This window comes from Curtobacterium sp. MWU13-2055, assembly GCF_023242305.1.
Classification (GTDB): domain Bacteria; phylum Actinomycetota; class Actinomycetes; order Actinomycetales; family Microbacteriaceae; genus Curtobacterium.
In genome coordinates, this window is sequence record NZ_JALLIO010000006.1 from 115,645 (window position 1) to 140,732 (window position 25,088).

General features: G+C 72.0%; 22 protein-coding genes. 16 read left to right on the forward strand and 6 right to left on the reverse strand.

Features of this window, described 5'->3' with window-relative positions:
• Position 1 precedes the first annotated feature (1 nt).
• The 7 genes from M4960_RS13390 (at position 2) to M4960_RS13420 (ending at position 7,046) form a co-directional block, all read left to right on the forward strand.
• A complete protein-coding gene (locus M4960_RS13390) occupies positions 2–1,300 on the forward strand; it encodes a thymidine phosphorylase (protein ID WP_248704488.1) in 1,299 nt (432 codons plus the stop codon).
• Between the two features lie 178 nt (positions 1,301–1,478).
• Positions 1,479–2,591 (forward strand): adenosine deaminase, encoded by a 1,113-nt coding sequence (locus M4960_RS13395; RefSeq protein WP_111086617.1) that lies wholly within the window; start codon positions 1,479–1,481, stop codon positions 2,589–2,591.
• A 3-nt stretch (positions 2,592–2,594) separates the two neighbouring features.
• Positions 2,595–3,041: a PTS sugar transporter subunit IIA gene (locus M4960_RS13400; RefSeq protein ID WP_248704489.1), complete on the forward strand. Its 447-nt coding sequence runs from the start codon at positions 2,595–2,597 to the stop codon at positions 3,039–3,041.
• Complete coding sequence (locus tag M4960_RS13405; RefSeq protein WP_123292189.1) at positions 3,038–3,316, forward strand: PTS sugar transporter subunit IIB; 279 nt, start codon at positions 3,038–3,040, stop codon at positions 3,314–3,316. The genes M4960_RS13400 and M4960_RS13405 overlap by 4 nt, the downstream gene beginning before the upstream one ends.
• Before the next feature lie 65 nt (positions 3,317–3,381).
• Positions 3,382–4,224, forward strand: coding sequence for a purine-nucleoside phosphorylase (locus tag M4960_RS13410; protein WP_248704490.1), 843 nt, complete (start codon positions 3,382–3,384; stop codon positions 4,222–4,224).
• Complete coding sequence (locus tag M4960_RS13415) at positions 4,221–5,897, forward strand: phospho-sugar mutase (protein WP_248704491.1); 1,677 nt, start codon at positions 4,221–4,223, stop codon at positions 5,895–5,897. The genes M4960_RS13410 and M4960_RS13415 overlap by 4 nt, the downstream gene beginning before the upstream one ends.
• Before the next feature lie 195 nt (positions 5,898–6,092).
• Positions 6,093–7,046, forward strand: a complete 954-nt coding sequence (locus M4960_RS13420) for a hypothetical protein (protein ID WP_248704492.1) — start codon at positions 6,093–6,095, stop codon at positions 7,044–7,046.
• Positions 7,047–7,181: 135 nt separating this feature from the next.
• Here M4960_RS13420 and M4960_RS13425 read toward each other — a convergent pair whose 3' ends face one another.
• On the reverse strand, positions 7,182–8,963 hold the full coding sequence (locus M4960_RS13425; protein ID WP_248704493.1) for a biotin carboxylase N-terminal domain-containing protein: 1,782 nt from the start codon (positions 8,961–8,963) through the stop codon (positions 7,182–7,184).
• A 79-nt stretch (positions 8,964–9,042) separates the two neighbouring features.
• The gene (locus M4960_RS13430) at positions 9,043–9,837 is read right to left on the reverse strand and encodes a nucleoside triphosphate pyrophosphatase (RefSeq protein ID WP_248704494.1); all 795 of its coding nucleotides are present in this window, start codon (positions 9,835–9,837) and stop codon (positions 9,043–9,045) included.
• Between the two features lie 14 nt (positions 9,838–9,851).
• Between M4960_RS13430 and M4960_RS13435 the strand changes: the two genes are divergently transcribed.
• The 4 genes from M4960_RS13435 (at position 9,852) to M4960_RS13450 (ending at position 14,423) form a co-directional block, all read left to right on the forward strand.
• The gene (locus tag M4960_RS13435) at positions 9,852–11,111 is read left to right on the forward strand and encodes a class I SAM-dependent RNA methyltransferase (protein WP_248704495.1); all 1,260 of its coding nucleotides are present in this window, start codon (positions 9,852–9,854) and stop codon (positions 11,109–11,111) included.
• A 131-nt stretch (positions 11,112–11,242) separates the two neighbouring features.
• On the forward strand, positions 11,243–11,959 hold the full coding sequence (locus M4960_RS13440; RefSeq protein WP_248704496.1) for a response regulator transcription factor: 717 nt from the start codon (positions 11,243–11,245) through the stop codon (positions 11,957–11,959).
• Positions 11,960–11,964: 5 nt separating this feature from the next.
• Complete coding sequence (locus M4960_RS13445; RefSeq protein WP_248704497.1) at positions 11,965–13,377, forward strand: sensor histidine kinase; 1,413 nt, start codon at positions 11,965–11,967, stop codon at positions 13,375–13,377.
• Positions 13,374–14,423 carry a hypothetical protein gene (locus M4960_RS13450; RefSeq protein ID WP_123292196.1) on the forward strand — a complete coding sequence of 350 codons (1,050 nt, stop codon included), beginning with the start codon at positions 13,374–13,376 and terminating at the stop codon, positions 14,421–14,423. The genes M4960_RS13445 and M4960_RS13450 overlap by 4 nt, the downstream gene beginning before the upstream one ends.
• Positions 14,424–15,193: 770 nt before the next feature.
• Here the strand turns inward: M4960_RS13450 and M4960_RS13455 are convergent.
• Both M4960_RS13455 and M4960_RS13460 read right to left on the reverse strand, forming a co-directional pair.
• Entirely contained in the window at positions 15,194–15,448 is a 255-nt protein-coding gene (locus M4960_RS13455; protein ID WP_248704498.1) for an acyl-CoA carboxylase subunit epsilon, read from the reverse strand.
• A gap of 13 nt (positions 15,449–15,461) precedes the next feature.
• Positions 15,462–17,057 carry an acyl-CoA carboxylase subunit beta gene (locus M4960_RS13460; RefSeq protein ID WP_123292198.1) on the reverse strand — a complete coding sequence of 532 codons (1,596 nt, stop codon included), beginning with the start codon at positions 17,055–17,057 and terminating at the stop codon, positions 15,462–15,464.
• Between the two features lie 74 nt (positions 17,058–17,131).
• Here M4960_RS13460 and M4960_RS13465 point away from each other — a divergent pair, with 74 nt between their 5' ends.
• The 4 genes from M4960_RS13465 (at position 17,132) to M4960_RS13480 (ending at position 21,286) form a co-directional block, all read left to right on the forward strand.
• Positions 17,132–17,932: a biotin--[acetyl-CoA-carboxylase] ligase gene (locus M4960_RS13465; protein WP_248704499.1), complete on the forward strand. Its 801-nt coding sequence runs from the start codon at positions 17,132–17,134 to the stop codon at positions 17,930–17,932.
• A 4-nt stretch (positions 17,933–17,936) separates the two neighbouring features.
• Positions 17,937–18,485, forward strand: a complete 549-nt coding sequence (locus M4960_RS13470; protein ID WP_123292200.1) for a PH domain-containing protein — start codon at positions 17,937–17,939, stop codon at positions 18,483–18,485.
• A gap of 66 nt (positions 18,486–18,551) precedes the next feature.
• The gene (locus M4960_RS13475) at positions 18,552–19,859 is read left to right on the forward strand and encodes a UDP-glucose/GDP-mannose dehydrogenase family protein (RefSeq protein ID WP_134195058.1); all 1,308 of its coding nucleotides are present in this window, start codon (positions 18,552–18,554) and stop codon (positions 19,857–19,859) included.
• A 92-nt stretch (positions 19,860–19,951) separates the two neighbouring features.
• Positions 19,952–21,286 (forward strand): hypothetical protein, encoded by a 1,335-nt coding sequence (locus M4960_RS13480; RefSeq protein WP_248704500.1) that lies wholly within the window; start codon positions 19,952–19,954, stop codon positions 21,284–21,286.
• Here M4960_RS13480 and M4960_RS13485 read toward each other — a convergent pair.
• The gene (locus M4960_RS13485; RefSeq protein WP_123292203.1) at positions 21,253–22,440 is read right to left on the reverse strand and encodes a glycosyltransferase; all 1,188 of its coding nucleotides are present in this window, start codon (positions 22,438–22,440) and stop codon (positions 21,253–21,255) included. The genes M4960_RS13480 and M4960_RS13485 overlap by 34 nt on opposite strands.
• A gap of 48 nt (positions 22,441–22,488) precedes the next feature.
• Here M4960_RS13485 and M4960_RS13490 point away from each other — a divergent pair, with 48 nt between their 5' ends.
• Positions 22,489–23,712 (forward strand): polysaccharide pyruvyl transferase family protein, encoded by a 1,224-nt coding sequence (locus tag M4960_RS13490; RefSeq protein WP_165932442.1) that lies wholly within the window; start codon positions 22,489–22,491, stop codon positions 23,710–23,712.
• 297 nt (positions 23,713–24,009) lie between these two features.
• Here the strand turns inward: M4960_RS13490 and M4960_RS13495 are convergent, their stop codons facing one another.
• On the reverse strand, positions 24,010–25,032 hold the full coding sequence (locus M4960_RS13495) for a GH25 family lysozyme (RefSeq protein WP_248704501.1): 1,023 nt from the start codon (positions 25,030–25,032) through the stop codon (positions 24,010–24,012).
• Between the last annotated feature and the right edge of the window lie 56 nt (positions 25,033–25,088).

Consider the following 25,088-nt stretch of genomic DNA (forward strand, 5'->3'; position numbering starts at 1 on the left):
CATGGCCGTCGAGCCGTTCGACACCGTCGACCTCATCCGCACGAAGCGATCCGGCGGCGCCCTGAGCACCGCCGAGGTCGACTGGCTCGTCGACGCGTACACGCGCGGCTACGTCGAGGACCCGCAGATGGCCGCCATGGCGATGGCGATCTTCCTGAACGGGATGGAGCGGCGCGAGGTCAAGGACCTCACGCTCGCGATGATCGCGTCGGGGGAGCGGATGTCGTTCGGGTCGCTCGGCAAGACGACCGTCGACAAGCACTCCACGGGCGGGGTCGGCGACAAGATCACGCTGCCGCTCGCACCGCTGGTGGCGTCGTTCGGCGTCGCGGTGCCGCAGCTGTCCGGCCGTGGCCTCGGCCACACCGGCGGGACGCTCGACAAGCTCGAGTCGATCCCCGGGTGGCAGGCTGCGCTGTCGAACGACCGGATGATGGAGATCCTGTCCGACGTCGGTGCGGTCATCTGCGCCGCCGGCTCGGGTCTCGCACCGGCCGACAAGAAGCTGTACGCCCTGCGCGACATCACCGGCACCGTCGAGTGCATCCCGCTCATCGCGTCGAGCATCATGTCGAAGAAGATCGCCGAGGGCACCGGTGCGCTCGTGCTCGACGTGAAGTTCGGCTCCGGTGCGTTCATGCCGACGTACGAGGCGTCGCGCGAGCTCGCGCAGACGATGGTCGACCTCGGGAACGACGCCGGGGTGAAGACCTCGGCGCTGCTGACCGACATGGAGGTCCCGCTCGGGCTGACGATCGGCAACGCGCTCGAGGTGCGGGAGTCGGTTTCGGTCCTCGAGGGCGGGGGTCCGTCGGACGTCGTGGAGCTGATCGTCGCCCTGGCCTCGGAGATGCTCACGCTGGCTGGACTGCCGGACGCCGATCCCGCCGCGGCGCTGGCCGACGGTCGCGCGATGGACACCTGGCGCCGGATGATCTCCGCGCAGGGTGGTGACCCCTCCGCCGCGTTGCCGGTCGCCCGCGAGCAGCACGTCGTCACGGCGCCGTCGTCCGGTGTGCTGGCGCAGCAGGACGCCCTGCCGTTCGGCGTCTCGGCTTGGCGCCTCGGCGCCGGTCGTGCCCGCGCGCAGGACCCGGTGCAGGCCGGGGCGGGCATCGAGCTGCACGTCAAGCCCGGTGACACCGTGACCGAGGGGCAGCCGCTCTGGACGCTGCACACCGACGACGCCTCGCGGATCCCGCGCGCGCTCGAGTCGCTCGAGGGTGCGTGGTCGATCGGCTCGTCCGACGCTGCCGTGGCGGCCCGCGGGCCGATCGTGCGGGAGCGCATCGCGGGCTGAACGCGACCGTCCGACCGACTGGAGGCTCTCCGCACACGTGTGGACCGGGCTCGCAGGCTCGCCCGCGCATCCCACGGATCGCTTCGCGATCCCGTTTAGTGGGATGCGCCAGTCTGTGCACGGGTCTGTTGTGCACAGGTGCCTGCGCGCGGTCGCTGACCACCGATAGCCTGGTCGCATGAGCGCCGACGCCCCGACCTACCGCCTGCCCGACGCCGGAGCGGTCATCAACGACCTGCCGAAGGTCTCGCTGCACGACCACCTCGACGGCGGCCTGCGCCCCGCGACGATCGTCGAGCTTGCCGGTGCCGCGGGCGTCACGCTGCCGACCACCGACCCGTCCGAGCTCGGGCAGTGGTTCGCCGACCAGTCGAACTCGGGCTCGCTCGTCGAGTACCTGAAGACGTTCGACGTCACCATCTCGGTCATGCAGACGGCTCCGCAGCTGCACCGCGTCGCGAAGGAGTTCGTCGAGGACCTGGTCGCCGACGGCGTCGTGTACGGCGAGGTCCGCTGGGCGCCGGAGCAGCACCTGCAGGGCGGCCTGACCCTCGACGAGACGGTCGAGGCCGTCCAGGCCGGCATCGAGGAAGCGGTCGACGCCGCGGGCGGGCGCATCCGCGTCGGCCAGCTCGTCACCGCGATGCGCCACGCCGACCGCTCGCTCGAGATCGCCGAGCTCGCCGTCCGGCACCGTGACAACGGGGTCGTCGGCTTCGACATCGCCGGTGCCGAAGCCGGGTTCCCCGCCTCGAACCACCGTGCCGCGTTCGACCACCTCGCATCCGAGCTGTTCCCCGTCACCGTCCACGCGGGCGAAGCGGATGGTCTCGCCTCGATCCGGTCCGCGCTCGTCGACGGCCGCGCGCTGCGCCTCGGGCACGGCGTCCGGATCTTCGAGGACGTCACCCTCTCCGACGCCGGTGACGGCTCGACGCTGGCCTCCCTCGGCGAGGTCGCGTCGTGGGTCCGCGACCGCGAGATCCCGCTCGAGGTCTCGCCGTCCTCCAACCTGCAGACCGGTGCGATCGCGGCCTGGGGCGACGACCTCGCCGACCACCCCTTCGACGTGCTCTACCAGCTCGGCTTCCGGGTCACGGTGAACACCGACAACCGCCTGATGAGCGGGACGTCGCTGTCGAAGGAGCTCGCACTGCTCGCCGGCACGTTCGGCTACGACCTCGACGACCTGGCGGCGTTCCAGATCAACGCGGCGCTCGGCTCCTTCCTGCCGCTCGAGGACCGCGAGGAGATCATCGCGACCATCACCTCCGGGTACTCGGAGGCCTGACGCATGGGACTGCCGCCGCTGCCGGACGCCGCCGTGCTCCTCGGGGCCACCGCGCCCACCTGGCGTGACGCGATGCGCCTGGCCGGCGGCGCGCTCGTCGCGTCCGGAGCCGCGACCGACGAGTACACGGACGCCATGATCGGCATGGTCGAGGAACACGGGCCGTACATCGTGATCTCGCCGGGCCTGGCGTTCGCCCACGCCCGACCGGGTGGCGCGGTCCTGCGCGACGGGCTCGCCGTCGTGACCCTCGAAGCGCCGGTCGCGTTCGGCCACCCGCACAACGACCCGGTCCGCGTGGTCCTGGGGCTCGCGGTCGCCGGGGTCGGCACGCACCTCGAGTCCATCGGCGAGATCGCGAACCTGTTCAACGACCAGGCCGTCACGGGGCGGATCGCCGACGCGACGACGGCGGACGAGGTCCGCACGATCATGGGGGTGTCCGCGTGAAGATCGTGACCATCTGCGGCGCGGGCATCGGCTCGAGCGGGATCCTCAAGGTGAACGCCGAGAAGGCGTTGTCCGCCCTTGGCCTGCAGGCATCGGTCGTCGCAGCCGACGTGGCCTCGGTGCGCGACGTGTCCGACGACGCCAACGTGATCCTCACCAGCCAGGAGTTCGTCGAGGCGATCGGCGACACCTACGCCGAGGTCATCGTGATCCGGAACCACTTCGACCAGGGTGAGATCACGGCGGCGGTGGACCGGGCGCTCGGCGAGCACTGAGGCGGGAGCGGCGGCGGCTGCGGCGGCGGCCGCTGCGGCGGGCGTCGGCCCTTTAGAGTTGGGTCATGAGCACCGAGAACCCGCTGAACGACCCCGCTGCCGACCCGTTCGAGGTCGCGCGGGACGCCGCCGCCGTCATCGCCGCGAAGTCCGGCATCGAGCGGCACGACATCGCCCTGACCCTCGGCTCGGGCTGGGGCAAGGCCGCCGACATCATCGGTGAGACCGTGTCCGAGATCCCGGCGGACCAGGTCCCCGGGTTCAGCGCCTCGGCCGTGCCCGGACACTCCGGCACCATCCGGTCGATCCGCCTCGCCGACGGCCGCCACGCGCTCGTCATCGGCGCACGCACGCACTACTACGAGGGCCACGGCGTCCGCCGGGTCGTGCACAGCGTCCGCACCGCCGCGGCCACGGGTGCCACGGTCATGGTGCTGACGAACGGTGCCGGTGGCATCAAGGAGCACTGGACGCCCGGTACGCCCGTGCTCATCAGCGACCACATCAACCTGACCGCCGACAGCCCGCTCGAGGGCGCGACGTTCATCGACCTCACCGACCTGTACTCGTCCCGGCTGCGTGACGTGGCGCGGTCGGTCGACCCGTCCCTGGACGAGGGCGTCTACACGCAGTTCCGTGGCCCGCACTACGAGACCCCGGCAGAGGTCCAGATGGCCAAGGCCATCGGTGGGCACATCGTCGGCATGTCCACCGCGCTCGAGGCCATCGCCGCTCGCCAGGCCGGCATGGAGGTCCTCGGGTTCTCCCTCATCACGAACCTCGCCGCCGGCATCCAGAAGACGCCGCTGTCGCACACCGAGGTGCTCGAGGCCGGCAAGCAGGCCGAGCCCGCGATCGCGGACCTGCTCGCCCGCGTGGTGACCGCCCTCGGGCAGTCGGCGTCGTGAAGATCGACCTCGACCACGTGCTCGGGACCGCTCGGTCCTGGCTCGCGCAGGACCCGGATCCGCAGACCCGCGACGAGCTGACCGCCGCGATCGACGCCGCGTCCGACGGCTCCGGTCCGGCCGTGCAGGCCCTGGCCGCGCGGTTCGGCGGCCGGCTGCAGTTCGGTACTGCCGGACTCCGCGCCGAGCTCGGCTACGGCCCGCTCCGCATGAACCGGGTCGTCGTGTCGCAGGCCGCTGCCGGTCTCGCACGCTTCCTGATCGACACGGGCCGGTCGCGCAGCGTCGTGATCGGCTACGACGGCCGGGTGAACTCCGACGTCTTCGCGCGCGACTCCGCAGAGGTCATGCGTGGCCTCGGGCTCGAGGTCACGCTGCTGCCGGTCGCCCTGCCCACACCGGTGCTCGCGTTCGCTGTGCGGCACCTCGACGTCGGCGCCGGGGTGATGGTCACCGCGAGCCACAACCCGCCCCGCGACAACGGGTACAAGGTCTACCTCGGACAGGACGACGACGGGTCGCAGATCGTGCCGCCGGTCGACGGCTCGATCGCTGCGGCCATCGAAGCCGTCGCTGCCGGGTCGATCACGGACCTGCCCCGGGGCACCGACTACACCGTCGCGTCGTCGGCGCTGCTCGACGCCTACGTGGCCGCCACCGCCGCCATCGTGCCGACCCCGACCCTGGCGCCGCAGGAGCAGCCGAAGGTCGTCTACACGGCGATGCACGGTGTCGGGTGGGAGACCGCACGCGCGGTGTTCGCCGCCGCCGGGTTCGCGTCGCCCGCGGTCGTGCCGGAGCAGATCGAGCCGGACGGTGCGTTCCCGACCGTGTCGTTCCCGAACCCCGAGGAACCCGGCGCGATGGACCTGGCGATCGCCCGCGGGCTCGCCGTCGGCGCTGACCTCGTCATCGCGAACGACCCCGACGCCGACCGGCTCGCGCTCGCGATCCCGGCGGTCTCCGACTCCGGGGACCCGACCTACCGCCGCCTGTCCGGCAACGAGGTCGGGTGGCTACTCGGGTGGCAGGCTGCCGTCCGTGCGTCGGAGACCGGCGCCACGGGCACCCTCTCAGCGTCGATCGTCTCGTCGCCGGCGCTGGCCCGCGTCGCCGCCCGCCACGGTCTGGAGTACCGCGACACCCTGACCGGCTTCAAGTGGGTCTCGCGGGTCCCCGGGCTGCTCTTCGGGTACGAAGAAGCTCTCGGCTACCTGGTGGACCCGTCGGTCGTCCGCGACAAGGACGGCATCTCGGCGGCCCTGTCGCTGCTGTCGTTGGCGTCGGACCTGGCCGCTGCCGGATCGTCGATCGCCGGGCAGCTCGACGCCTTCGCCGCCGAGTTCGGGGCGTTCGCGTCGGGGCAGGTCGCGACCCGCGTGGACGACCTGTCCCGCATCGGCGAGATCATGGCCTCGCTGCGGTCCGCGCCGCCGTCGTCGCTCGGCGGGCTGGACGTCCGCACCGTGACGGACTACGTCGACGGGGTGGAGGGCTTCCCGCCGTCGGACATCCTGCGGTACGACCTGACCGGTGACGCGCGCGTGATCGTCCGACCGAGCGGCACCGAGCCCAAGGTCAAGGTCTACATCGACACCGTCGCCGAGACCCCCGCCGAGGCCCAGCGCCTCGTCGACGCCCTCGCGGAGTCCGTCCGCCCCTTGGTCTCGTAAGGCCGCCGTCCGCCGCCCCGGGGCCTGCGCACAACCAAAGTGCCCTCGAACCGCCTGAAAGCGCGGCTCGAGGGCACTTTGGTCGTGCAGGGCTGAACGGCGCCGCCCTCCTCCCGAGCGCCTCCGGGCCGTCCGCTCTCCACAGGCAGACCGCGCGACCGAATGCGCCGCGCACAGACGCGGGATCCTGCCGGGATGACACGACTCACGATCATCCGCGGTGGCTCGGCCGACACGAGCGGCCGAACGGGACGGGCTCAGCGCTCGGCGGCAGACGCCGGTCAGTTGGTCCGCCTGGTCCCCGGCCGGTTCGTCGATGCGGACGACTGGCGTCGGGCGACTCCAGGCGAGCGCCACATCGCCCGCATCAAGGCGGTGCACGACGGGATCGCCGACCGGCTCGTCGTCTCGCACGCTTCGGCAGCCGCGCTGCACGGATTGCCGTGGAAGGGCGAGTTCCCGGACGTGGTCGAGGTGATCGATCCACTCCGCGCGACCTCGCAGGCGCTGACCCACGTGCGGAAGCGCCCTGGCAGGGGACGACGACTGCGCACGCAGACCATGGTCGCGAACGGCCGGCGACTCACCGACCTGGTCAGCACCGTCGTCGACGTGGCGATCTCGCACGAGCTCCGGATCGCGGTGCCCGCTCTCGACGTGGCGCTGCAGTGCGGTGTGTCGAAGCGTGCGATCCGTGACGAACTGGCGAGTCGGAGCGCGGTGCACGGTCGACACCGGGCGGGTGTTGCGATCGACCTCGCGGACGCCGACAGTGGTTCGGCTGGTGAATCCGTCGCCAGGGTCGCGCTCGACGAGGTCGGGGCTCCGCGACCGGTGCTCCAGCAGGAGTTCCGCGACGGCGCCGGTCTGATCGGACGTGTGGACTTCTGGTTCCCGGAGCACGGCGTGGTCCTCGAGTTCGACGGTCGATCGAAGTACGTGGATCCGGCGCTCCGGGCAGCGGGCCGGTCGTCGGCCGACGTCGTCGTGGCGGAGAAGCGTCGGGAGGACCGTCTCCGACGACATCCGGATGTCCGCGCGGTCGGCAGGTTCGGGGCGCGTGAGACGAACGACGCCGAGTCCCTGCGTGCAGTGTTGCGCGCGACAGGGCTCCCGATGGTGTCCCGCTCGTACCACCACGTCCGATGAACAGCCGCGCCAGAACTGTCTGCACAACCAAAGTCACCTCGAACCGTGCGATTACCCGGTTCGAGGTGACTTTGGTTGTGCGCAGCGGAAGTGCGCCGGACGAACGGCCCGGGGAGGGAAGCCCCGCCGCGCGCGCTACGCCAGCTCGAGCAGCACGTGACCGGACGAGACCGTCTGGCCGACCGGGGCGTTCAGGCCGGTGACGACGCCGTCCTTGTGGGCCTGCACGGGCTGCTCCATCTTCATGGCCTCGAGCACGACGAGCAGATCGCCCTTCACCACGGTGTCACCCTCGGCGACCGCGAGCTTCACGACGGTCGCCTGCATCGGCGACGCGACGGACCCGCCGGACTTCGCGATGCCGCCCTTGACCGCCGACGAGCGGCGCTTCGGGGGAGCGGAGGGACCGGCCGGACGACGACCGGCGACACCGGCGGCACCGCCACCGACGATCGACGGCATGGTGACCTCGATGCGCTTGCCCTGCACCTCGACGACGACCGAGTCGCGCGGAGCCGGTGCCGGCAGTTCTTCAGGCGAACCGCTCCACGCCGGGATCTCGTTGACGAATTCGGTCTCGATCCACTGCGTGTACACGGAGAACGGCGAGGAGTCGTCCGTCGCGAACGCCGGGTCCGACACGACCGCACGGTGGAAGGGCAGCACGGTCGGCAGGCCGGTGACCTCGAACTCGGCCAGTGCACGACGCGAGCGCTCCAACGCCTCGGCACGGGTCGCTCCGGTGACGATGAGCTTCGCGAGCATGGAGTCGAACGAACCGGACACGACGTCGCCGCTCACGACTCCCGAGTCGACGCGGACGCCGGGGCCGGACGGCGCGTTGAAGGCGTGCACGGGGCCGGGCGCGGGGAAGAAGTTGCGGCCCGGGTCCTCGCCGTTGATGCGGAACTCGAACGAGTGACCGCGCGCCACAGGGTCGGAGTAGTCGAGCACGCCGCCCTCGGCGATGCGGAACTGCTCGCGCACCAGGTCGATGCCGGTGACCTCTTCGGACACGCAGTGCTCGACCTGCAGGCGGGTGTTGACCTCGAGGAACGACACCGTGCCGTCGGCGCCGATCAGGAACTCGCACGTGCCGGCACCGACGTAGCCGACCTCGCGCAGGATCGCCTTCGACGACTCGTACAGTCGCTCCTGCTGCGCGTCCGTCAGGTAGGGCGCGGGTGCTTCCTCGACGAGCTTCTGGTGCCGGCGCTGCAGCGAGCAGTCGCGCGTCGACACGACGACGACGTTGCCGTGCTGGTCGGCGAGGCACTGGGTCTCGACGTGGCGCGGCTTGTCGAGGTACTTCTCGACGAAGCACTCGCCCCGACCGAACGCCGCGATGGCTTCACGCGTCGCCGACTCGAACTGCGAGGCGACCTCGTCGCGCGTCCGTGCGACCTTCAGGCCACGGCCACCACCGCCGAAGGCCGCCTTGATGGCGACCGGCAGGCCGACCTCGTCGGCGAACGCGATGACCTCGGAGGCGTCCTTGACGGGCTCGATGGTGCCGGGCGCGAGCGGCGCGCCGACCTTCTCGGCCACGTGGCGTGCGGAGACCTTGTCACCGAGGCGCTCGATGGAGTCGGGCGACGGGCCGATCCAGGTCAGTCCGGCGTCGATGACGGCACGGGCGAAGTCGGCGTTCTCGGCAAGGAACCCGTAGCCCGGGTGCACGGCGTCTGCGCCGGACCGTCGGGCGACCGAGATGATCTTGTCGATGACGAGGTAGGTGTCGGCGCTCGTGGTGCCGTTCAGCGCGTAGGCCTCGTCGGCGAGGCGGGCGTGCAGGGCGTCACGGTCCTGGTCGGCGTAGACGGCGACCGATGCCTTGCCTGCGTCGCGGGCCGCGCGGATGATGCGGACGGCGATCTCGCCGCGGTTCGCGATGAGGACCTTGCTGATACGGGGCATGAGACATCAGCGTATTCGTGCAACGGGAGCACGAATTGACTGGCACCCACAAAGAACCGTCCCGAACAAGTGCGGATGTCTACAGTGACCAGAACTCGTGCCAGCGGACGCCGAAGCCGCGGAGCAGCATCGACCGCAGCACCGGCAGGGACAGCCCGACCACCGCCGACGGTGCCCCGTCGATGCGCGAGATGTACGCCGCCGCCCGCCCGTCGATGGTGAACGCCCCCGCGACCTCGAGCGGCTCGCCCGTCGCCACGTACGCGTCGATCTCCTCGGCGGACAGGTCGTCGGCGAACGTCAGCACGGCGCTGTCCACGGCGACCACGCGGTCACCACCGGCGGCCAGGGCCGACCCGCCGGGCGCGACGTCCCCCAGCTCCGGCACGCCGGCAGGAGACGTCACCAGGCTGCGGACGGGAGGCACGGGGCGGGCCGCATCCGGGCCTCCCGTCCGTCCCGTGGCCGGGTCCAGGTCGCGGCGCCGGTCGTCGCGTCGTCGATCGATCACGCAGTGTCCACTCCACAGCGTCCCGCCGCCGGCGGCGAGCATCTGCCGCCAGCGCTCCCGGGCCACCGACGGGTCGTGCGGCTTGCCGTACAGGCGCCCGTCGACCTCGAAGGCGGAGTCGCCGCCGAACACGAAGCCGTCGACCGGCGACCCGGCGACGTCGGCGTCCGCGACGGCTGACGCCTTGGCGACGGCCAGCAGCGACACGAGCTCCGGGCCGGTGAGGTCACGGCCGAGCGCGGCGGCGGCCGCGGACGCCGCGGCGTCCTCGTCGACCCCGGGCGACACGAGCACGGGCTCGATCCCGGACTGGGCGAGGAGTGCTCGGCGGGCGGGGGATGTACTCGCGAGGTACAGACGCATGGGACCATCGAACCATGGGTGAATCCGTCGGAACGCTGCTCGAACTCGACGTCACCGGGATCGCCCACGGCGGCATCTCGGTGGCACGGCACGAAGGCCGGGTGGTCTTCGTCACGGACGCGATCCCCGGGGAGCGCGTCGTCGCCCGGGTGACCGAGGACCGGAAGAAGTCGTTCTGGCGCGCCGACACCGTCAGTGTCGTCACCGCGAGCGAGCACCGCGTCGACCACGTCTGGGCCGAGGCCGCGCTCGACCGCGACCCCGAGACGCGCCCGGGCGGTGCCGAGTTCGGCCACATCGCCCTCGCACACCAGCGCACGCTGAAGCACGACGTGCTCGTCGACTCGTTCTCGCGGTTCGCGCACACGGACCTGGCATCGGTGCTCGGCTCGGACGTCGTCGTCGAGGCCGCACCCGGTGACGACGCCGCGAACGGCCTCGGCTGGCGCACCCGGGTCCGGCTGCACGTCGACGAGCACGGCACCGCCGGCCCGTTCGCCGCGCGCTCGCACTCGGTCATCCCCGTCACCAGCCTGCCGCTCGCGAACGACGCCGTGCAGGAGAGCGCGCCGCTCGGCCGTGGCGTGATGCCCGGCTCGTCGGTCATCGACGTGCTGGCACCGAGCGGCTCCGAGGGGGCGCGCCTCGTCATCGACGAGCAGAAGCCCACCGTGGTGACCGAGGTCGTCGGGGAGCGCACCTTCGCGGTGGACGACAACGGCTTCTGGCAGGTGCACCGTGCCGCGGCGTCGGTGCTCACCGAGGCCGTGCAGGACCTGGTCGACCGCGACCGACTCGACCCCGAGGGCACCCACCTGGACCTGTACGGCGGCGTCGGCCTGCTCGCCGCCGCACTCGGCGACCTCGTCGGGCCGAAGGCGCGCCTCACGAGCGTCGAGAGCGCCGCACGCGCGACCGAGCACGCGCAGGAGAACCTCGCCGAGTGGCTCGGCGCGCGCGCCGAGACCGGCCGGGTCGACCGCTGGCTCGCGAACACGGTGGCGAACGCCTCGCGCGCCGAGAAGGACCGGTTCCGCGCCGGCACGATCGTCCTCGACCCGCCGCGCGCCGGTGCCGGTCGTCAGGTCGTCGAGCAGATCGCGGCCCTGCACCCGTCGCAGGTCGTCTACGTCGCCTGTGACCCGGTCGCGCTCGCCCGCGACGTCGCGACGTTCGCCGACCTGGGGTACAAGCTCGAGGCGCTGCGGGCGTTCGACCTGTTCCCGCACACCCACCACATGGAGGCCGTGGCGCGCCTGACGCCCGCGCGCTGACGGGCAACCGGGCGGTTTCGTCCGCGTGGCGCGTCCGGTTTCCCCGGACCTGAGTCCAGCCTGGGTATCCTGGGCGCTGATGGCGGTCCGGTTTCAGGGGCCGGGGACGCACATCGGAACGAGAGGCCACAGTGGGAGCAGGAACGACAACCGCAGCCGAGACGTCGGGCACGGCCACCAGGCCGGTCCGGGTCGCGATCGTGGACGACCACGAGTCCGTGCGACTCGGGATCCAGGCGGCGTGCCAGAACGAGGGCTTCGAGGTGGTGCTCACCGCCGCGAGCGTGCCCGAGTACGTCCAGGACCTCGACGGGCGCGAGGTCGACGTCGTCGTCCTCGACCTGTCCCTCGGTGACGGCTCGACCGTCACCGAGAACGTCAAGGGCGTGCAGGGGACCGGCTCCGCCGTGCTCGTGCACTCCATCGCGGACCGCGTCGCCAACGTCCGTGAGGCACTCGCAGCAGGGGCTGCCGGTGTCATCCCGAAGTCGTCCGCCACGAAGACGGTGATGGCAGCGGTCGCCACCGTCGCGCGTGGTGACGTGCTGAACAACCTCGAGTGGGCGAGCGCCATCGACGCCGACCGCGACTTCGCGAAGGCCCAGCTCGGTCGGCGCGAGCGCGAGATCCTGCACCTGTACGCCTCGGGCCTGCCGCTCAAGCTGGCGGCGCAGCAACTCGGCATCGGGTACTCCACGGCTCGTGAGTACCTCGACCGCATCCGCGTGAAGTACGTCGAGGTCGGTCGCCCGGCCCCGACGAAGGTCGACCTCCTGCGGCGGGCGGTCGAGGACGGCATCCTCCCCGGGCTCGACTCGGGCATCGACCCCGACGGTGACGGTCGCTGAACACGATGGCGAGCGCGGCTGAGCCGGCGTCGCGCCGGGGGAGCGGCCCGGGGACCGGTCGGGGGACCGGTCGGTGGTTCGGCCGCGGGTCGGGCGGCGCTGGTGCGGCGTCCGGCCATGCCGGCCGCGTCCCAGCAGGCTCGAGCCGTGCTCCCGGTGGCGACCCGGTCGGCTTCGGGGACGGCGCGCCGTTCGGCGCCGACCCGTCACGCAGCGTCCGCGCGTCGATCACGCAGGCGTCGGTGGAGCGTGCCTTCGCGATCCTGCTGGCGATGACCGCGGTCGGCCTCGGCATCGTCGACACCCCGGCGGTCCTCGCCCAGTTGCCGTACCTCGACCCGTTCTGGGGCCCGGTCGTCGCGATCGCGCTCGGGGCGTCGTTCGTCCTGGTCGGGGTCTCGGCGTTCGTGCCACGGGTGGCGCAGTTCGCGCAGATCCTGTGCGCGCTGCTCTTCCTGGTCGCGTTGACCACGTGGCCGCTCACGGTGCAGGACTCGATCCCGTCCACGCAGCAGCCGTGGCCGTGGTGGTTCTGCACCGTCGGCTCGACCGCGGCGGCCATGGGCTTCGCCACCTGGCGGGCCACGATCTACACCGCACTGGTGCCGGCGATCTACGTCGTCCTCCGGCTCACCCCGGTCGGCGGCGACGCCGGGCTCGTCCGTGCGCTGCTCGACGGCGTCTACACGGCGCTGCTCAGCGGTGCGGTGCTCGTCATCGCCGTGGTCCTGCGCCGTGCCGCTTCGTCGGTCGACACGGCGCAGTCGACCGCGGTCCGCCGGTACTCGCTCGCCATCCGCGAGCACGCGGTCGAGGTGGAGCGCGTGCAGGTCGACGCGATCGTGCACGACAGTGTGCTGACGACGCTGCTCTCCGCCGCACGGGCCGACACGCTCGAGGCGAAGACCCTCGCCGCCCGCATGGCACGGAACGCCATCGACCACCTCGAGGCCGCAGCGGCCGACGGCCCGGACGACGACACCCCGGTCACGCTCGCCGACCTCCGCACCCGCATCGGCGAGGCGATCGGTGCCCTCGCGGCGCCCGTCCGGCTCGTCCCGGCCCCGTCCGGGTCGGTCCGGCTGCCGGCGTCGGTCGCCGACGCCCTCGCGTCAGCAGCACTGCAGGCGGCGGTCAACAGCGTCCAGCACGCCGGTGGGCCCGACGTCGCCCGGTGGGTCCGCGTCGAGCAGCACGACGACGGCGTGCACATCGAGGTCGGTGACGACGGTCGCGGGTTCGACGTCGCGACGATCCCGTCCGAACGACTCGGGGTGCGGCGGTCGATCATCGAGCGCGTCGCCTCCGTCGACGGCCGTGCAGAGGTGCACACCGCCCCGGGCGAGGGCACGCGAATAGAGCTGAGCTGGTCGCCGACCACGCCGTCCACGCCCACGACGACGGGAGCCGCAGCGTGAAGGTCTCCCTGCCCGCGAGCATCGCGCTCGGCCTGGCGTCGCTGTTCTCCGTCTACCACCTGGTCCTCGCCGTCGCGTCACTGCAGCGCGTGCACGACGTCGGCCCGGTGATCGCCTGCATGGTCCTCTACGCCGCGGCCACCGGCACCGCGTTGTTCGTGCCCGGCAAGGTCCTGCCGGTCTGGACGGCGTGCTTCTCGCTCGCAACCGCGATCATGATGCCGCTCGTCGCGGCGCCGGTCGTCGACCTGGCGAAGGGCCCGGGGTCCGCCACGTGGTGGATCGCCGCCGTCGGCACCCTGATGGTCGTGCTCGTCGTGCGGGGACGCGGCCCGTTCGCCTGGGCCGGGGTCCTGTTCCTCGCCGTGTACACGGTCGCCTGGGCCGGTCTCGATGCGCTCGGCACACTCGGGGTGCTCGGCAGCGTGGCCTGGGTCGCGATCGCCACGGTGTTCGCCATCGCCATGAACCGCGCCATCCGGAACACCCGCGAGCTCATGCGCGCTGAACAGGAGACCGCCGACTGGCAGGCGGCGCAGGACGCCCACGTCTTCGAGCGGCAGTTCCGCCTGAGCCAGACCACGCGGATGGCCCTGCCGATGCTGCAGCGGATCATCGACTCGTGCGGTGACCTCGACGACGCGGACCGGGCCGAGTGCCTGCACCTCGAGCAGGCCATCCGCGACGAGATCCGCGGCCGCTCCCTGCTGTCCGAGGACGTCCGCGACGAGGTCATGCGCCTGCGCCGCCGGGGTGCGACGGTGCAGCTGCACGACGACGGCGGTCTCGACGAGCTCGAGGTCGACGACGTCCGCCGCATCCACGCCCGCATCGCCGAGGCGCTCCGCCAGGCCCGCGAGGCCGACAACGTCATCGTCCGCACCGTCAGCGAGGGGTCCGACTCCGCGGTGACGGTCGTCGGGCTCAAGCTCGACACGGCCGCGAGCGAGTCCGCCGCCCTCGGAGCGGGCATGGAGGACGACGACGGCGACGAGGACGACTCCGTGGCCCTCTGGCTCGAGATCCCGCGGCACGAGCCCGCCTGAGGCGCGCTGCGCCCGCCCACGCGTGGTCGTGTTCGGCGTCGCGCGCGGCGAGACGGAAGCGACACCCTCGATGTCGTACGACATCGAGGGTGTCGCTCGTGCGCGCGCGCGACTGTTGTGTCCGCGTGCGGACGACTACGTCGACGTCGTACGACGTCGACGACGTCGTTCCGGGTCCGCGGGACGCGCGCGCGGCGGTGGACAGGACACGTGCCGGCCGGGAGGCCCGTGGCGGCGCCGCCACGGGCCTCCCGGCCGCACCGTGGTCGCGCCGGGCTGGCGCCGACGGCTGACGCGACAACACGGACGTCGTACGACGCCGGGGATGTCGCTCGTGCGCGCGTGCAACTGTTGCAGGCGCCGGGGGACGACACTCTGGACGCCGCACGACGTCGAGGATGTCGTTCCGCATCGACGACGGCCGGCGCGAACGCCCCTGGAAACGGGGAACGGGCCGGTCGTATCCGACCGGCCCGTTCACGACCCGAGGCTGAGCGACAACCCGAATGTCGCCCTGCCTCGCAGCGGGCGGTGGCGTCGTACCCTAGTCGGCCACCGACCTGCGATGTTCTTCGTTGAAGGACACCGAACACCAGTAACTATGCCAACCCACAACCCCTGTGTCAGTCGTCATTATGGGGGACAAATTCGGCATTTCCGGTCCTCTTCGGCGATTCGTGTCCCCCGTGCGAGGGGATACCGACCGGGAAGTGCAGCCTGCAACGTCCGCCGGGTCGGGGACACCAGGGGTACAGGGAGGCCAAGGTCCGTCAGCGGAGCGAACGGCCCCAAGCGCCGGGACCGTGGTCGAGCGGGCGACGCCGGCCGCGGGCCGAGGCCTGCCACCCGGTGCGCGGCTCGTCGACGACCTCGGCGCGACCGGCTGCTGCGGCCTCGTCGGCCTGGCGCTGCAGCACGGCGACGACCGCTGCGAGCTCCTCGGGGGTGGGCTCACCGGAGACCACCCGGACGTCGGCCACCGAGGCGGGCTCGTCCGAGGGGACCGGTGCTGCGTGACGACCCATCAGTGCGCACCCATCAGAGGGGGATGTTCCCGTGCTTCTTGGGCGGCAGCGTCGCACGCTTGCCGCGCAGGGCACGCAGGGCCTTGATGACCGAGACGCGGGTGGCGTGCGGCTGGATGATGCCGTCGAGCTCACCGCGCTCGGCCGCCAGGTACGGCGACGCGACGTTGTAGGTGTACTCGTTCGCGAGCTTCGTGCGGACCGCAGCGACGTCCTCGCCGGACTCCTCGGCGCGCTTGATCTCGGCGCGGTACAGGATGTTGACGGCGCCCTGACCACCCATGACGGCGATCTCGGCGGTCGGCCATGCCAGGTTGATGTCCGCGCCGAGCTGCTTCGACCCCATCACGATGTACGCGCCGCCGTAGGCCTTGCGCGTGATGACGGTGACGAGCGGGACGGTGGCCTCGGCGTAGGCGTACAGGAGCTTCGCGCCGCGGCGGATGACGCCGGTCCACTCCTGGTCGGTGCCGGGCAGGTAGCCGGGCACGTCGACCAGGGTCAGGATCGGGATGCCGAACGCGTCGCAGAACCGCACGAAGCGGGCTGCCTTCTCACCGGCGTCGATGTTCAGGGTGCCGGCCATGGCCTGCGGCTGGTTCGCGATGATGCCGACGGTGCGGCCCTCGACCCGGCCGAAGCCGATCAGGATGTTCGGCGCGAAGAGCGGCTGGACCTCGAGGAACTCGCCGTCGTCGACGACGTGCTCGATGATCGTCGTGACGTCGTACGGCTGGTTCGTCGAGTCCGGGATCACGAGGTCGAGCTCGTGGTCGGCGTCGGTGGTCTCGAGCTCCGGGGCGACGTCGTAGGCGGGGGCGTCGGACAGGTTGTTGTCCGGCAGGAACCCGATGAGCGAGCGGGCGTAGTCGAGCGCGTCGGTCTCGTCCTCGGCCAGGTAGTGGGCCACGCCGGAGACCGCGTTGTGGGTCTGTGCGCCGCCGAGCTCCTCGAAGCCGACGTCCTCGCCGGTGACGGTCTTGATGACGTCGGGGCCGGTGACGAACATGTGGCTGGTCTTGTCGACCATGATCACGAAGTCGGTGAGGGCGGGTGAGTACACCGCGCCGCCGGCCGCCGGGCCCATGATGATCGACAGCTGCGGGATGACGCCGGACGCCTGGGTGTTGAGGCGGAAGATCTCGCCGTACTTGCCGAGCGCGACCACGCCTTCCTGGATCCGGGCCCCGCCGGAGTCGAGGATGCCGATGATCGGCACGCCCGTCTTCAGCGCGTGCTGCATCACCTTGATGATCTTCTCGCCGGCGACCTCGCCGAGCGAGCCGCCGAAGACGGTGAAGTCCTGCGCGTACACGGCGACGTTGCGGCCGTGGATCGTGCCGACGCCGGTGACGACCGCGTCGCCGTAGGGGCGCTTGGCGTCCATGCCGAACGAGGTGGTGCGGTGGCGGACGAACTCGTCGAACTCCACGAAGGAGTTCTCGTCGAGCAGCTGCTCGATGCGTTCGCGCGCGGTGCCCTTGCCCTTGGCGTGCTGCTTGGCGATCGCGGACTCGCCCGCAGCGGTCACGGCCTCGTGGTACCGCTCGCGGAGGTCGGCCAGCCGGCCTGCCGTCGTCGAGAGATCGGGGGTGTCTCCTGAAGTCACCCGCTCACCCTACCGGCGGCGACGTCGGGGCCGGTTGGAGGACCCCCACGGTTCCTGCCCGTACATTTGCGTGCATGTCCACATCCCCGTCGTCGTCGTTCCCCGCCACCAGCGAGGCGGTCCGGTCGGCGGGCGCGACCCTCACCGTCCCCGACGAGACCGGCTCGACCAACGCCGACCTGCTCGCCGTGGCACCCGAGCAGCAGCACGGCAGCGTGGTCGCGACGCTCCACCAGACCGCGGGCCGAGGACGCCTCGACCGCACGTGGAGCGCACCGGCGGGCGAGGCGCTGGCCGCGAGCCTGCTCGTGCGCGCCGACCTCGCCGACCACGACCGCGGCTGGCTGCCCCTCGTCGCCGGCGCCGCCATGCGTGACGCGATCGCACGGGTGCTGCCCGCCGGCGCCGACGTCGCCGTCAAGTGGCCGAACGACGTCCAGGTCGCGGGCGACAAGGTGTGCGGCATCCTCTGCCAGGTCGCCTCCGACGGCAGCATCGTGGTCGGCGCCGGCGTGAACCTCACGATGCCCGCCGACCGCCTGCCGACCCCGACGTCGACGTCCCTGCTCGTGGCGGGCGCGGTCGACGACGCCCCCGCGTTGGCCGACGCGGTCCTGTCCGCCTTCCGGGCAGCCGTCCTGGAGGCCGTGGCCGGCCTGGTCGCCGGTGGTCCCGCCGCTGAGTCGGTCCGGTCCCACGTCCGCGCCGCGTGCGGCACGATCGGTCGCCGCATCCGCCTCGAGCTGCCCGACGGCACCGTGGAAGAGGCCGACGCCACCGGCATCGACGACGAGGGCCGCATCACGATCCGGGATCGAGCGGGTGACTCCAGGGGCGTCGCCGTGGGGGACGTCACCCACCTGCGGTATGCATGACGGCATGACCGCCGAGCCGCCGCCCGAACGCGTCGTCGCTCGCCTGCGACCGCACGCTCGTCGGCTCGTGCGCCCGGCGGTGTTCGTCGTGCTGGTCGTGGTCGCCGGCGGGTTCGGGTTCGGGGTGTTCCAGGCGCAGCTGGCGTGGCTGAACGCCGTCGTCGCAGGACTCGTCGTGGTGCTCGTGGTGTTCGGCGGCGCCGTGCCGCTGTTCCGCTGGATGTCCGAGCGGTACGTCGTCACGACCCGGCGGCTCGTCGTCGTGCACGGGCTCGGCACCCGGACCCGGCAGGAGCTCCTGCACTCCCGCGGGTACGACGTGACGGTGCGCCGGCGTGGGCTCCAGGGCGTGTTCCGCTCCGGTGACGTCCTGGTGTTCCCAGGCGACGACCCCGCCGTGGTGCTCGCGGATGTCCCGCACGCCGACCTCGTGGTGGCCGTCCTGCACGACCTGGTCGAGGCGTACGAGGCCCGGCGGCGGCACCGCGAGCCGGACTGGGACGAGATCGTCGGCGGCCCGGACCGACCGCCGTGGGGCGACGTCCGCGCCTGACGCCGCCGCGACACCGTGGGTGCCGGGGTGCTGGAACTCCCACGAGAAACCGGTACCTTCTTCGTCGTGCGTATCTCTGTCATCGGCTGCGGGTACCTCGGTGCCGTGCACGCCGCCTCCATGGCCAAGCTCGGACACGAGGTCGTCGCCGTCGACGTCGACCCGGCGAAGATCGAGCGGCTCGCTGCCGGCGAAGCCCCCTTCTTCGAACCCGGGCTCCCGGAGATCCTGACCGAGGCGCTCGCGTCCGGCCGGATCCGCTTCACCACCGACATGGCCGAGGTCGCCGGTGCCCGCGTGCACTTCCTCGCCGTCGGAACCCCGCAGAGCCCGACCGGTGCCGCGGACATGACCTACGTGAACGCCGCGGTCGCCGCGCTCACCCCGTACCTGTCCGCCGGCGAGTTCGTCGTCGGCAAGTCGACCGTCCCGGTCGGCACCGCCGCACGCCTCGCCGCCGAGGTGTCCGAGGCCGTGCCCGGGGCGACGCTCGTCTGGAACCCCGAGTTCCTGCGTGAGGGCTTCGCCGTGCAGGACACCATCAGCCCGGACCGCTTCGTCTACGGTGTGCCGGACGGTGACGCCGGGCAGGCCGCCGTCGACGCCCTCGACGAGGTCTACGCCGAGGCGCTCGCGTCCGGCACCCCCCGGCTCGTCGTCAACCTGCCCACCGCCGAGCTCGTCAAGATCAGCGCGAACGCGTTCCTCGCCACGAAGATCTCGTTCATCAACTCGATGGCCGAGATCGCCGAGGTCGCCGGCGCCGACGTCACCGCGCTCGCCGACGCCATCGGCCACGACGCCCGCATCGGCCGCAAGTTCCTCAACGCCGGCCTCGGCTTCGGCGGCGGGTGCCTGCCCAAGGACATCCGGGCGTTCCAGGCCCGGGCGAACGAGCTCGGCGTCGGGGAGTCCCTGGCGTTCCTGGCCGACGTCGACGCCACGAACCTGCGTCGTCGTGCGCACGTCGTGGAGCTGGCGCAGGAGCTGCTCGGCGGGGTCGTCAGCGGCAAGCGCGTCGCGGTCCTCGGTCTGGCCTTCAAGCCGAACTCGGACGACGTCCGTGACTCGCCCGCCCTCGACATCGCTGCGCGCCTGCACGAGCTCGGTGCCACGGTGTCCGCCTACGACCCCGAGGCCGTCGTCACCGCCCGTCGCGTGCACCCGGAGCTCGACTTCGTCGAGACGGCGGCGGACGCGCTGTCCGGCGCCGACCTGGTCCTGGTGCTGACCGAGTGGACCGAGTTCCGCGAGCTCGACGCGACCACGGTGGCGTCCCTGGTGTCGAGCCCGGTCGTCATCGACGGCCGCAACTGCCTCGACCGCGACGCCTGGACCGCCGCCGGCTTCACGTACCGCGGCATGGGGCGCTGACGCCGATCGTCGCGGACCGGCTCCGGCGGCTGTCCTCCGGGGTGCTGCGTCCCGCCGGGAGACTCCGCGGGCGCGACTGGGCGACCCCGGTCGTGCTCGCCGCCACCCTGCTCGTCCTGACGGCCTCGGTGGCGCGGACGTTCTCGTCGATGCCGCTCGCGAGCGTCGACGAGTCGGCCCACGTCGACTACGTCCTGCGCGTCTGGCACGGCCAGCTGCCGGTCCTGTCCGACGGCATCCGGTTCCGTCCGGGCTTCGGCGGGACACCGCCCGTCCAGTGGGTCGCACAGCACCCGCCGCTCTACTACCTGCTGCTCGCCCCGGTGATGGGCCCGCTCGTCGACGCCGGGCACCCGGTGCAGGCCGTGGTGCTCGGCCGTCTGGCGAACGCCGTGTTCGTCGCCGCGATCGTGCCGGTCGCCGCGTGGGCTGCGGCCAGGTGCTTCCCCGGGGTCGTGCGGCTCCCGGGCACCGTGGCCGTCGTGACCGCGTCGACGAGCGTCCTCGTGGTGCAGGGCGGTGTCGTGTACAACGACTCGCTCGCAGCGTTGACCTGTGCGCTGGCGTGCGGCGTCGCCGGAGCAGCGCTGCGGTCCGGCGTGGGACCGGGGCTCGCCGTCGGGGGAGCGCTCGTGGCGGCGGCCGGCACGACCACCCGCCTGTCGTTCGCCCTGTGGCTCGTGGCGATCGTCGTCGCGTTCGCACTGGCCCGCACGGTCCGGTTCGGCAGGCTCCGCGGTGTCTGGGCCCGCGTCGTCGTCGTGGCGGTCCCGGTGTTCGCCGCCGCAGCCGCCTCCGGGTGGTTCTGGCTGCGGAACCAGGCCCTGACCGGCTCGTTCAGCGGCCGGCCGACCGCCTGGCCCGGGTACACCCCGCGGCCGCACTACTCCGAGGCCGAGGTGGTCTCGATGCTCGGCTTCTGGCGGCAGCTCTTCGCCCTGTACCGCGGCTCGTTGCCGATCGCGAGCCCGCTGCCGTGGGTGCTCCTGCTCGTCCCGGTGCTGCTGTTCGTCGCGGCCCTCGTGCTGCGGCGCCTGCGCCCCTGGGCACCTGCCGACGACGACCGGTGGCCGCGCCGCCTCGTCGTCGCGATGCTCGTTGTGGTCACGCTGCTGTTCGTCGTCGTCGAGATCCGCTACACCGCCGGGGGCGGCGCACCGCTCAACCGGTACACGCTCACGGTGCTGCTGCCGATCGCGTTCGCGATGGCGGCGGGCTTCCTCGCCTGGCGTCGTGCGGCGACGTGGCTCGTGCTGGTGTGGGGTGCCGCGGCCGTCGTGCCGACCTGGTCGCTCGTCCGGTTCGAGGGCTCCGAGCTCGTCGGGCACTCCGGCGCCGTCGTCGTGGTCGCGTTCGCGGCGGCGGTCGTCTGCGCCGCCGGGATGCTGGTGGCCTACGCGATGGCCGCGCGCAGCACCGCCCGGTAGCGCTCGCCGATCCGTTCGGTGGAGAACTCCGCCGCCGACACCACGGCCTGCTCCTGGTAGCGCGCCCGTGCGGCGTCGTCGGTGAGCACGCGCTGCAGTGCTGTCCGCAGCGCTGGGACGTCACCGGGGGGCACGAGGACCCCGGACACGTCGTCCTGCACGACGTCGCGGATGCCGGGCAGGTCGCTCGCGACGATCGCGGCACCGACGGCAGCGGCCTCGAGCAGGGTGACGGGCAGTCCCTCTTGGTCGCCGTTCGCCGCGGGGATCGACGGCACCGCCACGACGGTGGCCGCAGCCAGGGTCTCGAGCACCTCGGTGCGCCCGCGCTGGCCCAGGAACGTCACGGGCAGTCCGGCGGCCTGCTGCTCGAGCTGTGCCCGGTACGGGCCGTCGCCGACGACGGTGAGTCGCCACGGCACGTCGTCGCCGAGGCCGCGGAGCGCCTCGATCAGGTTGCCGAAGCCCTTCTTCTCGACGAGCCGGCCGACCGCCACGACGTGGTGCTCCTGCGCGGGGACGCGGGCGCGGGTGTCACGGGCCGGGCCGAGGTCGACGCCCATCGGGATCACGGTCGACCGGGCCTCGGGCACGCCCCACTCGGTCAGCCGCTCGCGCATCTCGGAGTTCACGGTGGTGACGTGGGCGGAGCGGCCGAAGACCCATCGCTTCAGGCGGACCAGGGGAGCGGCACGGAGGGCGTAGATGTCCCCGCCGTGCGTCGTGACGACGATGGGGACGCCAGGGGCCGCCAGCGTCGCGACGAGCGCCTGCGGGATCGCCCAGTGCGCGTGGATGACGTCGGGCTTCGCGGAGCGGACCACGCGGCGGATCGCGAACCACTGCGCGAGCACCAGGGCCGGCACCTGCACGATGCGCGACCGGCGTTCCTTGAGGTTGTCGAGGATCGCGCCGTCGGCCAGGTCCTCGAACGCCTTCGGGAAGTACGGGAACCGCCGGACGCCGACGTCGCCGATGCGTTCGGTGGTGGCACCGCCCGGGACCCGCGGCGTGAGCACCATCGTGTCGAACTCGAGCGCCTCTTGGTGCGCGAGGTCGAGCACGAACGCCGGCACGCCGTCGTCCGGACGGGCCGGGAACGTCGAGCCGAGGACGAGCAGGCGGGGACGGGCAGAGGGGGTGGGGCGGGACATCGTGCCTTTCCGGGGGTCGCGGGGGACGGTCCGGTAGGCTCTCCACCCGTGCGCGTTCTGATCCACAATAGCGATTCGCCCCACAACCGCGGGGACCGGGCGATCCTCGCCGGCAACGTCGAGCTGGTCCGCAGGCGGTGGCCGGACGCTGAGATCGTCTCCCTGTCGCAGTACCCCGAGCGGGACGCCGCGTGGTTCGGGATCCGGTTCCTGCCGGTCTCGCCGTACAGCACCGGCATCGGCGACCTGTTCGCCCTGCTGCGTGCCGCGCGCAGCGCCGACGTCGTCCTGTGGGGCGGCGGCGAGATCCTCAAGGACTACACGAACAAGCTCGGCCTCGTGTACTGGTTCGGCAAGATGCTGCTCGTCCGCGCGGTGAACAAGAACCTGATCGGAGCCTTCCAGGGTATCGGTCCGACCACCGCCGGCGTCAGCAAGCGCCTGATCCGCGCCACCGTCGACCTGTGCCGCTCGTTCGCCGTCCGCGACGACGAGTCCCGCGAGAAGCTCCTGGCGTGGGGCGTCCGCACGCCGATCGTGTCGTCGTTCGACCCGGCCGTCGTCGGGACCGTCACGACGCCCGACGCCGATGTGCTCGAACGGCTCGAGCGCACCACCGGACTTACCGCCGAGCGTCTCGAGGGCTCGATCGGCTTCGGCGTCCGCCGCTGGTTCCACTACAAGCGCAGCGGCTGGATCCCGTTCCGCTTCCTGCCGAAGCGCTTCCGGCAGACCGGCGTCGACAGCGACAAGCTCGTCACCTACCGCCAGGCCGTCGCCGACCTGGCCGACCGCGTCATCGACCGTTGGGACGCCGACGTCGTGTTCTACCCGATGCACATGGAGGCGTCCGAGGGCGACGCCGCCTTCGCCCGCGAGGTCATCGCCCTCATGCGGCACGCGGACCGCACCCACGTGGTCGAGGCCGACGAGTTCTCACCGTCCGAGTACGCGGGCCTGATGTCCTGCAGCCGCCTGTTCCTGGCGAGCCGGCTGCACTCCGCGATCGTCGCGACCATCGCCGGCGTCCCCGCCGCGGTGCTCTACTACGTCGACAAGGGCCGGTTGTTCTTCGAGCAGATGGGCCAGCAGGAGTTCTCGAAGCCGATCGAAGCAGCACTCGAGCCGACGTTCGTCGACGACGTGACGGCGCAGCTGGAGCGGCTCGACGCCGACCGCGACGCGGTCCGCGCGCAGCTCGCCGAGGGCGTGGCCCGGATGGCGACCGCGCTCGACGCCGACTTCGCCGAAGCGACCCGCGACGTCCGCTGACACCAGCGGCTCGCGATCGTGAGCCGATGACGGACGGGAGGCCCGTGGCGACACCGCCACGGGCCTCCCGTCCGTCCGGGCGAAGCTCGCCGGCGCGTGGTGCGTGGGCTGCGCATCGTGCGTGCGTCGTCGTCCGGTGCGGGCTTGCCCGCTTGGTGCGTGTTTGTGTGTCGGCACGGGGCGTGCAACGGCGCACCAGGTGTCGGAGTCCGCTCCGTGCGACGGACGGGAGGCCCGTGGCGACTCCGCCACGGGCCTCCCGTCCGTCATCCGCACCCGCTCAGGGCGTGACGCGCGTCACTCGGTCTTGGCCGCGAAGCGCTTCAGGTAGGTGATGTTGTTCCGGTAGACGTCCTGGTCACCGGGGAGCACCCCGCTGGACGCCCACTGCCAGAACGTCCACTTCGACCAGCTCCGCCCGAGCGTGCCCGGCGTGGTGAAGTCCTTGACCGGGTAGATCGCGACGAACAGCGGGTTCTGCGAGAACTGGTTGCTGTTGTTCGTGCAGCGCTTCCACCAGTCGGTGGTCGTGTAGATCGCGGGGTAGCGGTGGATCTTCTTGTAGACGGTGTTCGAGAAGTCCTTGATCCAGCTGCGCATCTGGCCCCAGGTCTTGCCGTAGCAGGTGCCCTGGGCCGCGCTGCCGTACTCGATGTCGAGCAGGGGCGGCAGGGTCTTGCCGTCCTTGTTCCACTGCCCGCCGTGCGCGAAGAAGTAGTTCGCCGTCGCGGCGCCGCTCGCCTGGCTCGGCTGCGCGTACACGTAGCCGCCGCGGTACAGGTTCCGCTGCTTGGCGGTGGCGTACTGCTGCTTGTAGGTCGAACTGACGTACGAGGTGCCCTCGGTCGCCTTGACGTAGGCGAACCGGGCGCCGTTGCGGTACGCCTGCAGGAAGTTGACGCTCGGCTGCCACGCGCTGATGTCGAACCCCTGGACGCGTCCCGGTGGTGGGCCGGACGCGGTGGCGGCGGAGGAGGTGCTCAGCGACTGGGCGCTCACGCCACCGGCGGCGCTGTCCGGCGCGGAGACCGTGACGTGTGACTCTCCGGCGTGGGCGGCGATGCCGGCCCCCATGGTGTGGTTCCCGGTGCGGTCCATCTCGGCGATGGAGAGCTGCTCGGCAGCGGGTGCGGGTGCAGCAGGTGCAGCGGGTGCAGCAGACGCAGTGGGGGCTGGGGTCGCCGCCGCTGTCGTCGTCGCAGTCGGTGCCGGCGTGGCCGGGGCGGTCTCGGCGACCGCCGTCCCGCTGCCGAAGGTGATGGCCCCGGCGACGGCGGCAGCGGTGCCGAGTCCGAGGATCTTGGTGATCGGTGCGCGCATGTGGTCTCGTCTTCCCTGTCGAGATGCCGTGGGCCCCTGATCACCCACGCCGCGGT

Coding starts and splice junctions, on each gene's coding strand:
- M4960_RS13390 (WP_248704488.1), top strand. CDS start 2: ATGGCCGTCGAGCCGTTCGACACCGTCGACCTCATCCGCACGAAGCGA.
- M4960_RS13395 (WP_111086617.1), top strand. CDS start 1,479: ATGAGCGCCGACGCCCCGACCTACCGCCTGCCCGACGCCGGAGCGGTC.
- M4960_RS13400 (WP_248704489.1), top strand. CDS start 2,595: ATGGGACTGCCGCCGCTGCCGGACGCCGCCGTGCTCCTCGGGGCCACC.
- M4960_RS13410 (WP_248704490.1), top strand. CDS start 3,382: ATGAGCACCGAGAACCCGCTGAACGACCCCGCTGCCGACCCGTTCGAG.
- M4960_RS13420 (WP_248704492.1), top strand. CDS start 6,093: ATGACACGACTCACGATCATCCGCGGTGGCTCGGCCGACACGAGCGGC.
- M4960_RS13425 (WP_248704493.1), bottom strand. CDS start 8,963: ATGCCCCGTATCAGCAAGGTCCTCATCGCGAACCGCGGCGAGATCGCC.
- M4960_RS13430 (WP_248704494.1), bottom strand. CDS start 9,837: ATGCGTCTGTACCTCGCGAGTACATCCCCCGCCCGCCGAGCACTCCTC.
- M4960_RS13435 (WP_248704495.1), top strand. CDS start 9,852: ATGGGTGAATCCGTCGGAACGCTGCTCGAACTCGACGTCACCGGGATC.
- M4960_RS13445 (WP_248704497.1), top strand. CDS start 11,965: ATGGCGAGCGCGGCTGAGCCGGCGTCGCGCCGGGGGAGCGGCCCGGGG.
- M4960_RS13455 (WP_248704498.1), bottom strand. CDS start 15,448: ATGGGTCGTCACGCAGCACCGGTCCCCTCGGACGAGCCCGCCTCGGTG.
- M4960_RS13465 (WP_248704499.1), top strand. CDS start 17,132: ATGTCCACATCCCCGTCGTCGTCGTTCCCCGCCACCAGCGAGGCGGTC.
- M4960_RS13470 (WP_123292200.1), top strand. CDS start 17,937: ATGACCGCCGAGCCGCCGCCCGAACGCGTCGTCGCTCGCCTGCGACCG.
- M4960_RS13485 (WP_123292203.1), bottom strand. CDS start 22,440: ATGTCCCGCCCCACCCCCTCTGCCCGTCCCCGCCTGCTCGTCCTCGGC.
- M4960_RS13495 (WP_248704501.1), bottom strand. CDS start 25,032: ATGCGCGCACCGATCACCAAGATCCTCGGACTCGGCACCGCTGCCGCC.